Source organism: Streptomyces sp. NPDC026417 (genome assembly GCF_055567695.1).
Genome location: NZ_JBVHPY010000019.1, coordinates 89727 through 104477 on the forward strand (window position 1 = coordinate 89727; position 14751 = coordinate 104477).

14 protein-coding genes are annotated in these 14751 nt (G+C 72.1%); 5 read left to right on the plus strand and 9 right to left on the minus strand.

Annotation, left to right across the window (positions count from 1 at the left end):
- Positions 1-227: 227 nt before the first annotated feature.
- The gene (locus tag ACZ4NT_RS27520; protein WP_467728075.1) at positions 228-470 is read right to left on the minus strand and encodes a hypothetical protein; all 243 of its coding nucleotides are present in this window, start codon (positions 468-470) and stop codon (positions 228-230) included.
- On the minus strand, positions 467-619 hold the full coding sequence (locus tag ACZ4NT_RS27525) for a hypothetical protein (protein WP_183117017.1): 153 nt from the start codon (positions 617-619) through the stop codon (positions 467-469). The genes ACZ4NT_RS27520 and ACZ4NT_RS27525 overlap by 4 nt, the downstream gene beginning before the upstream one ends.
- Before the next feature lie 218 nt (positions 620-837).
- Here ACZ4NT_RS27525 and rlmN point away from each other — a divergent pair, with 218 nt between their 5' ends.
- The 4 genes from rlmN (at position 838) to ACZ4NT_RS27545 (ending at position 6002) form a co-directional block, all read left to right on the plus strand.
- On the plus strand, positions 838-1944 hold the full coding sequence (rlmN, locus tag ACZ4NT_RS27530; RefSeq protein ID WP_121406228.1) for a dual-specificity RNA methyltransferase RlmN: 1107 nt from the start codon (positions 838-840) through the stop codon (positions 1942-1944).
- Positions 1945-2191: 247 nt separating this feature from the next.
- Positions 2192-3274, plus strand: coding sequence for a thiamine ABC transporter substrate-binding protein (locus tag ACZ4NT_RS27535; protein WP_467728076.1), 1083 nt, complete (start codon positions 2192-2194; stop codon positions 3272-3274).
- A complete protein-coding gene (locus ACZ4NT_RS27540) occupies positions 3250-4941 on the plus strand; it encodes an ABC transporter permease (RefSeq protein ID WP_467728077.1) in 1692 nt (563 codons plus the stop codon). The genes ACZ4NT_RS27535 and ACZ4NT_RS27540 overlap by 25 nt, the downstream gene beginning before the upstream one ends.
- Entirely contained in the window at positions 4941-6002 is a 1062-nt protein-coding gene (locus ACZ4NT_RS27545; protein WP_121406231.1) for an ABC transporter ATP-binding protein, read from the plus strand. The genes ACZ4NT_RS27540 and ACZ4NT_RS27545 overlap by 1 nt, the downstream gene beginning before the upstream one ends.
- 124 nt (positions 6003-6126) lie before the next feature.
- On the opposite strand, the gene ACZ4NT_RS27550 is transcribed toward ACZ4NT_RS27545, so the two are convergent.
- From ACZ4NT_RS27550 to ACZ4NT_RS27580, 7 genes are all read right to left on the minus strand, one after another.
- Positions 6127-6777 (minus strand): LAETG motif-containing sortase-dependent surface protein, encoded by a 651-nt coding sequence (locus ACZ4NT_RS27550; protein ID WP_467728078.1) that lies wholly within the window; start codon positions 6775-6777, stop codon positions 6127-6129.
- 176 nt (positions 6778-6953) lie between these two features.
- Positions 6954-8102 (minus strand): LOG family protein, encoded by a 1149-nt coding sequence (locus ACZ4NT_RS27555; RefSeq protein WP_467728119.1) that lies wholly within the window; start codon positions 8100-8102, stop codon positions 6954-6956.
- Positions 8103-8292: 190 nt separating this feature from the next.
- On the minus strand, positions 8293-8700 hold the full coding sequence (locus ACZ4NT_RS27560; RefSeq protein WP_121406234.1) for a VOC family protein: 408 nt from the start codon (positions 8698-8700) through the stop codon (positions 8293-8295).
- A 131-nt stretch (positions 8701-8831) separates the two neighbouring features.
- Positions 8832-10193: a hypothetical protein gene (locus tag ACZ4NT_RS27565; RefSeq protein WP_467728079.1), complete on the minus strand. Its 1362-nt coding sequence runs from the start codon at positions 10191-10193 to the stop codon at positions 8832-8834.
- Complete coding sequence (locus ACZ4NT_RS27570; protein WP_121406236.1) at positions 10175-10912, minus strand: ATP-binding cassette domain-containing protein; 738 nt, start codon at positions 10910-10912, stop codon at positions 10175-10177. The genes ACZ4NT_RS27565 and ACZ4NT_RS27570 overlap by 19 nt, the downstream gene beginning before the upstream one ends.
- 245 nt (positions 10913-11157) lie before the next feature.
- On the minus strand, positions 11158-12537 hold the full coding sequence (locus ACZ4NT_RS27575; protein WP_467728080.1) for an aspartate aminotransferase family protein: 1380 nt from the start codon (positions 12535-12537) through the stop codon (positions 11158-11160).
- Positions 12522-13037, minus strand: coding sequence for an Lrp/AsnC family transcriptional regulator (locus tag ACZ4NT_RS27580; protein ID WP_121406238.1), 516 nt, complete (start codon positions 13035-13037; stop codon positions 12522-12524). The genes ACZ4NT_RS27575 and ACZ4NT_RS27580 overlap by 16 nt, the downstream gene beginning before the upstream one ends.
- 163 nt (positions 13038-13200) lie before the next feature.
- Here ACZ4NT_RS27580 and ACZ4NT_RS27585 point away from each other — a divergent pair, with 163 nt between their 5' ends.
- Positions 13201-14640: a gamma-aminobutyraldehyde dehydrogenase gene (locus ACZ4NT_RS27585; RefSeq protein WP_121406239.1), complete on the plus strand. Its 1440-nt coding sequence runs from the start codon at positions 13201-13203 to the stop codon at positions 14638-14640.
- The last annotated feature ends 111 nt before the right edge of the window (positions 14641-14751 follow it).

Genomic DNA, 14751 nt, shown 5'->3' on the forward strand with positions numbered 1-14751 from the left:
CCTGTCCCAACCGACCACCGGAACAACTACCTGCCGCAAACCCCCCAGCCCCCCCCCCCCCCCCCCCCCCCCACCCCCCCCCCCCCCCCCCCCCCCGCGCCCCCCCCCCCCCCCCCCCCCCCCCCCCCCCCCTCTTCGCATGTCCGCGACCCCCGGTGGACCGCACCGGGCCCGAAACGGCGTATGCCGGGACGGGGCCACGCCCCCGCACGCGCCCCGAGGTGCCGTCAGCCCGGGCCGTAGTCGTGAGGCCGACCGCCCTGCCAGTCCACCCACCGCGGGTCGTCCAGCAGGTCCCCGGCGTCGGGCAGGCCCGCGCGGCGCAGGAACTCGACCAGGTCGGCGTCGCTGTGGGCCAGCCCGGCGACCTGGGCGCGGATTGTCACCCGGCGACCGCCCGGGCCGGCGGCGCGCTGGACGACGATGGGGGCGGTGCCCGCGTCCTCGGGCTGCGGCTCCCCGCCGCTCACGGGGCATCGGGACCGGTCGTCGTACGGGAGTCCCGCACGAGGCCGCCGGGCGCCGGCCCGGTGCCGGTGTCGTCGAAGGGGCGCAGGTGCCGGGCCCGGCGCGGGCGGACACTGCGGGGGTGCTCGGGGCGAGACACGGTTTCGTACACAAGTTCGATTCTAGGGGAAGGAGCGCCTCCGGCGACAGCGACCCGGGGAATCGGCACCGTGGAAGCCCCGGTTGCGGGGCAACCACGAGAAAGAGCCTTCCCCGCCGCCCCGGCCCCGTGCCAGGTCGGCCGGAGCCGGCGGCCGGCGCCCGTGGGTGACCGCCCCCACCCCGCTCCGGCCCGGGGCCCCGGTGATGATCTGCGACACTGGAAGGGTTATGCCGAAGCCCGGAGAACTTACTTTCGTCGCCCCCCGCGGAGCCAAGAAGCCGCCGCGGCACCTTGCCGATCTCACGCCCGCCGAGCGCAAAGAGGCGGTTGCCGCGATCGGTGAGAAGCCGTTTCGTGCCAAGCAGCTCTCGCAGCACTACTTCGCGCGCTACGCGCACGACCCGGCGGAGTGGACGGACATTCCGGCCGCCTCGCGCGGGAAGCTCCAGGAGGCGCTGCTGCCCGAGCTGATGTCCGTCGTCCGGCACATCAGCTGCGACGACGACACCACCCGCAAGACCCTGTGGCGGCTCTTCGACGGCACGCTCGTCGAGTCCGTGCTGATGCGCTACCCGGACCGGGTGACCATGTGCATCAGCTCCCAGGCCGGCTGCGGGATGAACTGCCCGTTCTGCGCCACGGGCCAGGCCGGTCTCGACCGGAACCTGTCCACCGGCGAGATCGTGCACCAGATCGTCGACGGGATGCGGGCGCTCCGGGACGGCGAGATCCCCGGCGGCCCGGCGCGGCTGAGCAACATCGTGTTCATGGGCATGGGCGAGCCGCTCGCCAACTACAAGCGCGTGGTGGGCTCCATCCGCGCGCTCACCGACCCCGAGCCCGACGGCCTCGGGCTTTCGCAGCGCGGCATCACCGTGTCGACCGTGGGCCTGGTGCCCGCCATCCATCGCTTCGCTGACGAGGGCTTCAAGTGCCGCCTGGCGATCTCCCTGCACGCGCCGGACGACGAACTCCGCGACACCCTCGTCCCCGTCAACACGCGGTGGAAGGTGCGCGAGGTGCTGGACGCCGGCTGGGAGTACGCGGCCAAGTCGGGGCGCCGCCTCTCCATCGAGTACGCCCTGATCCGGGACATCAACGACCAGGCGTGGCGCGGCGACCGGCTCGGCCGGCTGCTCCGGGGCAAGCCGGTCCACGTGAACCTGATCCCGCTGAACCCGACGCCGGGCTCCAAGTGGACCGCCTCGCGCCCCGAGGACGAGAAGGCGTTCGTCGAGGCCATCGCGGCGCACGGCGTCCCGGTCACCGTCCGCGACACCCGCGGCCAGGAGATCGACGGAGCGTGCGGACAGCTGGCGGCGTCCGAGCGGTAGGCCCCGCGGGTCGAGGCCGCCGGGCGGGTGGGCGGTAGGCTGACCCCCGTAGGTACATCTTCATATTCCGACAGGGGAGCGCCACAGCGCTGAGAGTGCGGCACGGGCCGCAGACCCTCTGAACCTTGCCCAGGTCATTCTGGGTAGGAAGTTCGGTCATCACTCAAGCTGTTGCGCCCTGCCCGGGAACTTTCAGAGGTTCCCGGGCAGGGCCGCGTCTCTTCCTGGTCACCCCAGGAGGAATCCAGTGAGCACCACCACCAAGTTCACGGCCGCGATCGTGGCCGCCGGGCTCGGGATCGGCACGCTGTCCGCGTGCGGCTCGTCCGACTCCGGCGGCGATGCCGGCGGCAAGACCGTGACCCTGGTCAGCCATGACTCCTTCATCGCCTCCAAGGGCGTGCTCAAGGCGTTCGAGAAGGAGTCCGGCTACCGGGTCAAGGTCCTCAAGGCCGGGGACGCCGGGCAGGCCGTCAACAAGGCGATCCTCACCAAGGACAACCCGCAGGGCGACGTCTTCTTCGGCGTCGACAACACCCTGCTCTCCCGCGCGCTCGACAACGGGCTCTTCCAGTCGTACGAGGCGAAGGGCGCGGACCGGGTCCTCCCCGAGTACCGGGCCGACCAGGACAAGCACCGGGTCACCCCGATCGACTCGGGCGACATCTGCGTCAACTACGACAAGGCCTGGTTCACCGCGCACAAGCTGACCCCGCCGAAGACCTTCGACGACCTGGCCGACCCCGCGTACAAGAACCTGCTCGTCACCGAGAACGCGTCGACGTCCTCGCCCGGCCTCGGTTTCCTGCTCGGCACGGCGGCCCGGTACGGCGACGCGGGCTGGCAGGCCTACTGGAAGAAGCTCCGGGCCAACGGCGTGAAGGTCGTGGACGGCTGGGAGCAGGCCTACAACGAGGAGTTCTCCGGGTCCGCCGGCGGCAGGAAGGCCAAGGCCGATCGGCCGCTGGTCGTCTCCTACGCCTCGTCCCCGCCCGCCGAGGTGATCTACGCGGACCCCAGGCCGACGACCGCGCCCACCGGCGTGGCGACCGGCACCTGCTTCCGGCAGGTCGAGTACGCGGGCCTGCTGAGCAACGCGAAGAACACCAAGGGCGGCAAGGCCCTCCTCGACTTCCTGGTCTCGAAGAGGTTCCAGGAGGACATGCCGCTGAACATGTTCGTCTACCCGGTGGTCGAGGGCGCCCGGGTGCCCGCCGAGTTCACCGAGTTCGGGCCGCAGGCGAAGGACCCCGAGACCCTCGCTCCGGCGAGGATCGCCGACCACCGTGACCAGTGGGTCAAGTCGTGGACCTCGCTCGTACTGAAGTAGGGGCCGCTCCCTCGAAGGCGGCGGGCGGAAGGCGCGGGAGCGCGGCGCGGCTCGGGCTGATGGCCCTGCCCGTCGCGTTCTTCGCGGTCTTCTTCGCCTATCCGGTGGCGGCGATCGTGGCCCGCGGACTGCGTGTCGACGGCGTCTGGCACCTCGGCAGGATCGCCGACGTGCTCGGGCAGTCCGACGTCCGGCACGTCCTGTGGTTCACCACCTGGCAGGCGCTCGCCTCCACAATGCTCACGCTGCTGATCGCGCTCCCCGGCGCGTACGTGTTCGCGCGCTTCGAGTTCCGGGGCAAGCAGGTACTGCGGGCGGTGGTCACCGTCCCGTTCGTGCTGCCGACCGTCGTCGTCGGCACCGCCTTCCTGGCGCTCGTCGGTCGGGGCGGCCTGCTCGACCAACTGTGGGGCGTACGGCTGGACACCACCGTGTGGGCGATCCTGCTCGCGCACGTCTTCTTCAACTACGCGGTCGTCGTGCGCACGGTCGGCGGGCTCTGGTCGCAGCTCGACCCGCGCCAGGAGGAGGCCGCCCGGATGCTCGGCGCCTCCCGGTTCGCCGCCTGGCGCACCGTGACGCTGCCGGCGCTCGGGCCCGCCGTGGCCGCCGCGTCGCTCATGGTCTTCCTCTTCACGTTCACCTCCTTCGGCGTGGTGCAGATCCTCGGCGGCCCGGCCTTCTCCACCCTGGAGGTGGAGATCTACCGCCAGACCTCGGAGATCTTCGACCTCTCCACCGCCGCGGTGCTGACCATCGTCCAGTTCGCGGCGGTCGGCGCCATCCTCGCCGTGCACGCCCGGACCGTACGGCGGCGGGAGAGCGCCCTGCGTCTCGTGGACGCCTCCCTGACCTCGCGCAGGCCGCGCGGTGCCGGGCAGTGGGCGCTGTTCGCCGGGGTCCTGGCGACCATCGCCCTCCTGCTGGTACTGCCCCTCGCCGTGCTGGTCCAGCGGTCCTTCGACACCCCGGGCGGCCACGGACTCGCGTATTACCGGGCACTGACGTCGGCGGACGACGGCATGTTCCTCGTGGCGCCGATCGAGGCGATCGGCAACTCGCTGCAGTACGCGCTCGCGGCCACCGCCATCGCCGTCCTGATCGGTGGCCTGGCCGCGGCCGCGCTGACCCGGCGGGCGGGCCGGCTCGTGCGCGGCTTCGACGCGCTGCTGATGCTGCCGCTCGGCGTCTCCGCGGTGACGGTCGGCTTCGGGTTCCTGATCGCCCTGGACGAGCCGCCGCTGAACCTGCGCTCCTCGTGGATCCTGGTGCCGCTCGCACAGGCCCTGGTGGGTGTTCCCTTCGTCGTCCGCACGATGCTGCCCGTGCTGCGCGCGGTCGACGAGCGGCTGCGGGAGGCGGCGGCCGTGCTCGGGGCGTCGCCCTGGCGGGTGTGGCGCGAGGTCGACCTGCCGATGGTGCGGCGGGCGCTGCTGATCGCGGCGGGCTTCGCGTTCGCCGTCTCGCTCGGCGAGTTCGGGGCGACGGTCTTCATCGCGCGGGCCGACAATCCGACGCTGCCGGTCACCGTGGCCCGGCTCCTCGGCCGTCCTGGAGACCTCAACTACGGCCAGGCGATGGCCCTTTCGACGATCCTGATGGCGGTCTGCGCGCTCGCGCTGCTGCTGCTGGAGCGCATGCGTACCGACCGGACGGGGGAGTTCTGATGAGCGGGCTCACGAAGGAACGCGACGCCCTGCTGCGGCTGGAGGGGGCGACCGTGCGCTTCGGCGGGCGGCCGGTGCTCGACGCCGTGGGCCTCGATGTCGCCGAGCACGAGATCGTGTGCGTGCTGGGGCCGAGCGGCAGCGGCAAGTCGACCCTGCTGCGGGCGGTGGCCGGGTTGCAGGCGCTCGACGCGGGCCGGGTGCTGCTGGACGGGCGGGAGCAGTCGGGGGTGCCCGCGCACAAGCGGGGCGTCGGGCTGATGTTCCAGGACCATCAGCTGTTCCCGCAACGGGACGTGGGCGGCAACGTCGCCTTCGGGCTGCGGATGCACGGCTCCCCGAAGGGCGAACAGGGCCGCCGCGTACACGAGTTGCTCGAACTCGTCGGGCTGCCCGGGGCCGCCTCCAGAGCCGTCGCCTCGCTGTCCGGCGGGGAGCAGCAGCGGGTGGCGCTGGCCCGCGCCCTCGCGCCCCGCCCCCGGCTGCTGATGCTGGACGAGCCGCTGGGACAGCTCGACCGCTCGCTGCGAGAGCGGCTGGTCGTCGAACTGCGCGAACTGTTCGGCGAGTTGGGGACCACCGTGCTCGCCGTGACGCACGACCAGGGCGAGGCCTTCGCGCTCGCGGACCGGGTCGTGGTGATGCGGGACGGGAGGATCGCCCAGTCCGGTACGCCCCTGGAGGTCTGGCAGCACCCGGCGGACGCCTTCGTGGCACGCTTCCTCGGCTTCGACAACGTGGCCGAGGCGACGGTGAGCGGAGAGGCCGCGCACACCCCGTGGGGAAAGGTCCCGGTTCCGGAGGGCGCACCCCAGGGGCGGCGGACGCTGCTCGTCAGGCCCGCCGGGGTACGGCTGGTGGCGCCGGCCGACGGGCTGCGCTGCACCGTCGCCGCACGCACCTTCCGGGGCACCCATGTCGCGGTGCAGCTGCAACCGCGGGACGCCCCGCGTCTCGAAGCGGCCTGCGCGCTGCGGGACGCGCCCGGTCCCGGCGACGAGGTCGGGGTGGAGTTCGACGCGGCGGACGTCGTCGTCCTCGGGGAGCCCCCGGCCGCCTGACCCCCCGCGGCGCCGGCCGGGCGCCGCCGGGGCCCGGCCGAAGCGGGGGGCCGCTGCGCCGCGCAACGGCGGATGGCCCGCCCCCGGGCAGGGGGCGGGCCATCCGGTCGTGCGATGGGCGGGGTCAGCCCGTCTTCGAGGTGTTGCGGCGGCGCATGCCGAAGTACACCGCGCCACCGCCGACGACGACGAACGCGCCGGCGACGCCGGCGATCATGCCGGTGTTGGAGTCGGCGCCGGTCTCGGCCAGGTTGGACTCGCCGGCCGCGGCGGAGGGCTCGTTGTCCCCGGGGGTCGCAGGCGCGGTGCTGTCCGACTCGGACGGCGTCGCCGACGGGGTGGTGGAGGAGGACGGGGTCTGCGAAGGCTTCGGCGTCTGCGACGGCTTGGGCGTCTCCGCGGTCCCGCAGGCCGCCTCGGCCGGAGCGGTCAGGTTCGGCGAGATGTCCTCGTCGACGATCTTCCCGGCGGTGATGTGGATCCGGTACTCGGACTTCGGGGCCCAGTCCTCGGAGAACGTGACGGTCGCGCCCTCACGGGTGCCCTTGACCGTCTTGGTGCCGACGAGCCGCTGGTCGGCGCCCTTGGACTCCAGGTAGACGGAGACCTCGGCCTCGACGCCCGAGGCGTCGGTGTCGGTGACGGTGATGATGCCCTTCCCGTTGGCGTCGCAGGCGGCGACGGCCGAGAAGTCACGGATGTTGCAGGCAAGTGCGTTGCCCGCGACGCCGAGCGCGAGCGCGGCAGTGGCGGAGGCAACACCGAGGATGCGCACGGAACGTGCGGTACGGCGAGATATGGACACGATTGCCCTTCACAAAATGTGCAACTGCGGGGGGGGGTGTGGAGGTCCTGTTGTGACAACAGCACCCCCAGGAGTCTCACAGGTGTATAAGCGCGGCCCGACCGCTGTCAATGAATATGCCCCGCGCGGGCGTTGGCTTTACGTTGTCATTGCCCGCCGAGACGTTTGAGCGCCTCCGGGGCCTCCTCGATCGTGTCCACGAGCGCGATCCGCGACTCCATCGAGCGCTCCCGGGCAAGGGACTTGAGGAGCGGCCAGGTCGGATGCCTCTCGGTCCAGTGGACCCGGTCGACGAGCACCATCGGGGTGGGTTCGCCGCGCGACTCGTAGTAATTCGGCGTCGCGTTGTCGAAGATCTCCTGGACGGTGCCCGCGGCGCCCGGCAGGAAGACCACGCCCGCGGTGCAGCGCGCCAGGAGCCCGTCCTCCCGGGTGGCGTTGGCGAAGTACTTGGCGATGTGCGTGGCGAAGGCGTTGGGCGGTTCGTGACCGTAGAACCAGGTCGGGATTCCGACCGAGGGTCCGCCCGCCGGGTGGCGTCCGCGCACGTCGAAGGCGGCGCGCGCCCAGTCGGCGACCGACGGGGTGAACGACGGTACGGCGGCGAGGAGTCGCAGCGACTCCGCGAGCATGGCGTCGTCGAAGGGAGCGGCGTACGCGCCGAGGTTGGCGGCCTCCATCGCGCCGGGACCGCCGCCGGTGGCCACGGTGAGACCGCTGCGGGCGAGGGAGCGGCCGAGCCGCGCGGCACCCTCGTACTCCGTCGTGCCGCGTGCCATCGCGTGGCCGCCCATCACGCCCACCACCGGTGCGCCGACGAGGAGTTCGTCGAGCGCGTCCGAGACGGAGTCGTCGTGGACGGCCCGCAGCATCGAGGCGTAGACGTCACCGTCGGCCTTCGTCCGCTGGAACCACGCGTAGGCACGGGCGTCCGGCGTCGCCTCGTAGCCGGCGTCGAGCGAGTCGAAGAGCTCGTCGGGCGAGTAGAGGAACCCGCGGTACGGGTCGAAGGGCAGACCCGGGACGGGCGGGAAGACCAGCGCGCCCGAGCCCCTGGCCCGCGCGGCCGCCTCCGCATCCATCGGGCAGCCGAGGAAGACGGCCGCCGCGCAGTCCACGGAGAGCAGGACGTCCGTACGGCCCGTCAGATCGACGGCCTGGACGCGGAATCCGGCGAGGGAGCCGTGCGCCGCGACGACCTCGTCGAACTCGGCGAGGGACTCGACCTCACGGTCGTGGGAAGCGGCGAGGATCTCGTCCGGGCCGGGCTGAGGCGAGGACACGGGGTCGGATATCTGCTGCACCCGCCCATGCTAGGCAGACCGCCGGACCTGAACTCACCGCCCGCGCAGACCGGAACCCGGCGCCCGGCGGGTGGCCGACCATCCGCTGCACCTCGGTGTCACCGGGGCCGGTCAGGCCGGCGCGCGGACCCCCGTGCCGCGCGCCCGGCCGGTCGTGCCGTCCACCGGGGGGGCGTGGGGCTCAGCCCTCGACCGCGGCCGGGTCCATCCACATGATTTCCCAGGTGTGGCCGTCCGGGTCGTCGAAGGCGCGGCCGTACATCATGCCGTGGTCCTGGGTCTCGCCCGTCGCGGAGCCGCCCGCGGCGATGGCACGGTCGACCAGCTCGTCGACCTTCTCGCGGCTCTCCGCGCTCAGGCACAGCAGCACCTCGCTGGTCCTCGTGGAGTCCGCGATCTCCTTCTTCGTGAAGTCGGAGTACCGCTGCCGGCTGAGCAGCATGGCCACGATCGTGTCGCTGATCACGACGCAGGCGCAGTCGTCGGTCGAGAACTGCGGGTTGATCGTGTAGCCGAGCTCCGTGAAGAACTTCTTCGAGGAGTCCACGTCGTTCACGGCCAGGTTCACGAAGATCATCTGCTGGTACATGGGGGCCTCTCCCGTCGGTGTGGTGCCGTTCGCAGGGATAGACCGGCGCGCCCCGGAGAACTCATCGCGCGGCGCGGACCCATTTCCCGCCGGGGCCGGACAGGTGCGTCCGGGGCGGGTCCGCCGTGACCTCAGCGGGTCAGCGGCAGCGCGGCGAGCTGGGCGACCGTCCAGGTCAGCGGCCCGAACACGGCGAGCAGCGCGCCGATGCGCAGGGCCGCCGCCGTGCGGAGCATCGTGACCGGCGCGCCGAGCCGCAGCAGGGCGGCCGTGGTGTCGGCGCGCGCCTGCCGGGCCTCGACGGCGGCCGTGAGCACCGTCAGCAGGGTGCAGCCGCCCACCAGCAGCGCGCCGAGCGTGCTGAGCGGGCCGAGGCCGGGGCGCTCGCCCGCGTACAGGGTCGCCATGGCGTACGCGCCCGAGGCCACCGCGCAGAGCACGCCGAGCGGCTGCCCGATGCGCCGTGCCTCGGTCTGCAGCACTCGCCCGGCGAGCAGTCGCAGCGCGCCCGGCCTGACGGCCTGGAGCAGTCGCCCGCACAGGTGGGTGAGCGCCGGCCCGGCCAGGGCGAGGCCCACCGCGGTGAGCGCCCAGCCGATGAGCACGCCGGCCGGACCGCCCGCGAATCCGCCGGGCAGCGCGAGCCCGGGCGTCGGGTCCGAACGACTCGCGTACGTCTCCACGGCGAGGCCCGCCGCCAGGACCGCCGCACCCCAGGGCAGGCCGCCGGGAGCGGTCTGCGGCGGCATGAGCCGGTGCGGTTCCAGTGCGGGGCCGGACCGGTCGGAGTGCTCCGCGGGAGCGCCGTGCGCCTCGGGGACGGCCGGCGGGGCGGGGACGACAAGGGTGCCGGCGTTCACCACGGTGCTGACGACGACCGGGGTGCCCGGCTCCCCGGGGGCCGCCAGTGCGCCGACGGGGTGGCGTCCGGCGGTCCCGACGGCGACGGTGCCGGGGCGCAGTCGGCCGCGGGCGGTGCCCCGGCCCCGCGGGCGCAGGACGAGCGAGGTGGCCACCGAGGCGGCGATCGGCACCAGGGCGAGCAGGGTCAGCGCGGCCGGCAGCGGCAGCGGGCGGTCCGCCGCGAGGAACCCGGCCGCGGCGCCGTCGAAGGGCATGCCCGTGAGGTCGCCGCGCAGGTGCAGGAAGAGCAGCAGGGCGAGCATCGAGCCGAGGACGGTCGACAGAGCGGTGGTGGTGGCGGAGATCGCCATCAGGCGGCCCGGGCCGAGGCCGATCGCGGAGAGGCCGGGGCGCGGCCGGGTCCCGGGATCGGTGCGGGCGACCGCGACCGCGAAGTACACCGTGGCGGCCATCGGGGCGACGCACCAGGCCAGCCGGAGCACCGAGGCGGTGGAGGCCTCCGGGTGCGTCATCGCGTACCCCAGCGTGCACAGCAGCAGGAAGCCGGTGCCCGCCGAGGCCGCGGCGACCAGGAGGCGGCGGATCTGGACCAGGGGCTGCCCCCCGCGGGCTAGACGGAGAGCGAGCACGCGGCGCGGCCTTCCGGCTCGGCGACGGGCGGGAGGTGGACGGTGTTGACGCGCCGTCCGTCGAGCAGCGACACCGTCCGGTCGGCGAGCGCCGCGGTGTCCGCGTCGTGGGTGGCGAGGACGACCGTGATGCCGTGCGAGCGGGCCGCCGTGGTGAGGGTCCGCAGGACGTGGGCGCGGTCGGCGCGGTGCAGCGGGGCGGTCGGCTCGTCGGCGAAGAGCACGGTGGGGGCCGCGACCAGGGCGCGGGCGATGACCACGCGCTGGCGCTCGGCCTGCAGGAGGGCGTGCGGTCGTTTCCGGGCGCAGTCGCCGATGTCGAGGCGCTCCAGCCACTCCAGCGCGGCGGTCTTGGCGGCCCGGCGCCGGGTGCCGCGCAGCATCAGCGGCAGAGCGGCGTTCTCCCAGGCGTTCAGTTCGGGTACGAGGACCGGTGCCGGGTCGATCCAGCCGAAGCGGTCGCGGCGCAGCCGTTCGCGGGTGAGCGGGCCCATGGTGTGGACGGGGGTGCTGTTGAACCAGACCTCGCCCTGCTGGGGCAGGAGCTGTCCGGACAGGCACCGCAGCAGGGTCGTCTTGCCACTGCCGCGCGGTCCGCTGACGGCGAGGATCTCGCCCTCCCGGACGCCGAGCGAGACGCCGCTGAGCGCGGGCGAGCCGTTGTGCTTGACGTGCAGGGCGCGTGCCCAGAGCACGTCGTTGTCCGGCGGGGCCACCATCGCGTACACCTCGTTCAGATCAGTTGTTGCCGGTCGCGTCCCCCGTCCGGGGGAACGAAGGCAGGGCCGATCGGTCACTGGGCACGCTAGGTATTCGCCGGCGGCGGGGCGCACAGCACGCGGCCCCGGGGCGCCCATTCTCACTCGAACGGGCGCCTTCGGGGCCGGTGTTGATCATCCAGGAGGAAGATCGGAGCGTCGACGGGACCGGTGGGGACCGGGGACCGGCGGCGCCGGGGGGCGGGTCAGAGCTTCGTCCACGCCTCCGTCAGGACCTGGCGGATGATCCCCTCGATCTCGTCGAAGGTCGACTGGTCGGAGATCAGCGGCGGCGACAGCTGGATGACCGGGTCACCGCGGTCGTCGGCGCGGCAGTAGAGGCCGTACTCGAAGAGCTTCTTGGAGACGAAGCCGTAGAGCACGCGCTCCGACTCCTCGTCCGTGAAGGTCTCCTTGGTGGCCTTGTCCTTGACCAGCTCGATGCCGTAGAAGAAGCCGTTGCCGCGGACGTCGCCGACGATCGGCAGGTCGTGCAGCTTCTGCAGGGTCGTGAGGAAGCCGCCCTCGTTGTCCAGCACGTGCTGGTTGAGGCCCTCGCGCTCGAACAGGTCGAGGTTGGCGACACCGACGGCGGCGGAGACCGGGTGACCGCCGAACGTGTAACCGTGCAGGAAGGTGTTGTCGCCCTGGTAGAACGGCTCGGCGATGCGGTCCGAGACGATGCAGGCGCCGATCGGGGAGTAGCCCGAGGTCATGCCCTTGGCGCAGGTGATCATGTCCGGCACGTAGCCGAACTTGTCGCAGGCGAACATCGTGCCGAGGCGGCCGAAGGCGCAGATGACCTCGTCCGAGACCAGCAGGACGTCGTACTGGTCGCAGATCTCGCGCACCCGCTGGAAGTACCCGGGCGGCGGCGGGAAGCAGCCGCCGGCGTTCTGCACCGGCTCCAGGAAGACGGCCGCGACCGTCTCCGGGCCCTCGAACAGGATCTGCTGCTCGATCTGGTCGGCGGCCCAGCGGCCGAAGGCCTCGGGGTCGTCGCCGTGGATCGGGGCGCGGTAGATGTTGGTGTTCGGCACCTTGTGCGCGCCGGGGACCAGCGGCTCGAAGGGGGCCTTCAGGGCCGGCAGGCCGGTGATGGACAGGGCGCCCTGCGGGGTGCCGTGGTAGGCGACCGCACGCGAGATGACCTTGTACTTGGTCGGCTTGTTCTGCAGCTTGAAGTACTGCTTGGCGAGCTTCCAGGCGGTCTCGACCGCTTCGCCGCCGCCGGTGGTGAAGAAGACCTTGTTCAGGTCGCCCGGGGCGTAGTTCGCCAGGCGCTCGGCGAGCTCGACGGCCTTCGGGTGGGCGTAGGACCACACGGGGAAGAAGGCCAGCTCCTGCGCCTGCTTGAACGCCGTCTCCGCGAGCTCGGTGCGGCCGTGGCCGGCCTGCACCACGAACAGTCCCGAGAGACCGTCGAGGTAGCGCTTGCCCTTGTCGTCGAAGATGTAGGTGCCCTCGCCACGCACGATGGTGGGAACGGGCGCGTTCTCGTACGAGGACATGCGGGTGAAGTGCATCCACAGGTGGTCGTACGCGGTTCGGCTGAGGTCCTTGCTCACGGCTATCGGGTTCCCCACATGTAGGTCTGCTTCTTGAGCTTCAGGTAGACGAAGCTCTCGGTGGAGCGCACGCCGGGGAGGGCCCGGATGCGTTTGTTGATGACGTCCAGCAGGTGGTCGTCGTCCTCGCAGACGATCTCGGCGAGGATGTCGAACGAGCCCGCGGTCATCACCACGTACTCGACTTCCGACATGGCCGTCAGCGCGTCCGCCACGGGGTCGAGGTCGCCCTCGACGTTCACGCCGACCATCGCCTGCCTGCGGAAGCCCACGGTGAGCGGGTCCGTGACGGCGACGATCTGCATCACGCCCTGGTCGAGCAGCTTCTGGACGCGCTGTCGCACGGCCGCCTCGGAGAGGCCCACGGCCTTGCCGATGGCGGCGTACGGACGGCGTCCGTCCTGCTGCAGCTGCTCGATGATGGCGAGGGAGACGGCATCCAGCTGGGGACTGCCGTTCCTGGACTCCCGAGAGTCCCTGGGGTCTGCGCTTCGACTGGCCACGCGCCCACTCTGCACGACGTCTCGATAGTTACGCAAGGTCGTAGCGATGAAATTCGTTGTTTACGAGGACGTGACTTGCGGATTTCGCAGATCCGAGGGGATCGGGGGTGTTGAAAACGTGGACACACGGATTAGGGTGGGTGTCTCAGTGATTGGACACCCGACAGGAGGGCCGGCAGTGAGCACCGAGCTGCGTCGTCTGCGCAACTACATCGACGGAGAATTCCGGGACGCCGCCGACGGACGGACCACCGAGGTGGTCAACCCCGCGACCGGAGAGGCGTACGCGACCGCGCCGCTGTCCGGGCAGGCGGACGTCGACGCCGCGATGGCGGCCGCCGCCGCGGCCTTCCCGGCCTGGCGCGACCAGACCCCGGCCGAGCGGCAGAAGGCCCTTCTGAAGATCGCGGACGCGTTCGAGGAGCGGGCCGAGGAACTCATCGCGGCCGAGGTGGAGAACACCGGCAAGCCGATCGGACTCACCCGGTCCGAGGAGATCCCGCCGATGGTGGACCAGATCCGCTTCTTCGCGGGCGCGGCCCGGATGCTGGAGGGAAGGAGCGCCGGCGAGTACATGGAGGGCCTGACCTCCATCGTCCGCCGCGAGCCCGTCGGCGTCTGCGCGCAGGTCGCGCCGTGGAACTACCCGATGATGATGGCCGTGTGGAAGTTCGCCCCGGCGCTGGCCGCGGGCAACACGGTCGTCCTCAAGCCGTCCGACACGACGCCCGCGTCCACGGTCCTGATCGCCGACATCATCGGCTCGATCCTGCCCAAGGGCGTCTTCAACGTCATCTGCGGCGACCGCGACACCGGCCGCGCGATGGTCGAGCACCCGACCCCGGCGATGGCGTCCATCACCGGTTCCGTGCGCGCCGGCATGTCGGTCGCCGAGTCGGCCGCCAAGGACCTCAAGCGGGTCCACCTGGAGCTGGGCGGCAAGGCCCCGGTCGTCGTCTTCGAGGACACCGACATCGCCAAGGCCGTCGAGGACATCTCGGTGGCGGGCTTCTTCAACGCCGGGCAGGACTGTACGGCCGCCACGCGCGTGCTGGTCCAGGAGGGCATCCACGACGAGTTCGTGGCCGCGCTCGCCAAGGCCGCCGCCGACACCAAGACGGGGCAGCCGGACGACGAGGACGTGCTGTACGGGCCGCTGAACAACCCCAACCAGCTCAAGCAGGTCAAGGGCTTCATCGAGCGCCTGCCCGCCCACGCCAAGGTCGAGGCCGGCGGCCACCAGGTCGGCGAGAAGGGCTACTTCTACGCCCCGACCGTCGTCTCCGGCCTGAAGCAGGACGACGAGATCATCCAGAACGAGGTCTTCGGCCCGGTCATCACCGTCCAGTCCTTCACGGACGAGACGCAGGCGATCGAGTGGGCGAACGGCGTGGACTACGCCCTCGCCTCCTCCGTCTGGACCAAGGACCACGGCCGCGCGATGCGCCTGTCCAAGTCCCTCGACTTCGGCTGCGTGTGGATCAACACCCACATCCCGCTGGTGGCGGAGATGCCGCACGGCGGCTTCAAGAAGTCCGGCTACGGCAAGGACCTCTCGGGGTACGGCTTCGAGGACTACACGCGCATCAAGCACGTGATGACGTCGCTCGACGCCTAGTCCGTACGGGAGCGGGGGGGGGGGGGGGGGGGGGGGGGGGGGGGGGGGGGGGGGGGGGGGGGGGGGGGGGGGGGGGGGGGGGGGGAGGGGGGGGGGAGGGGGGGGGGGGGA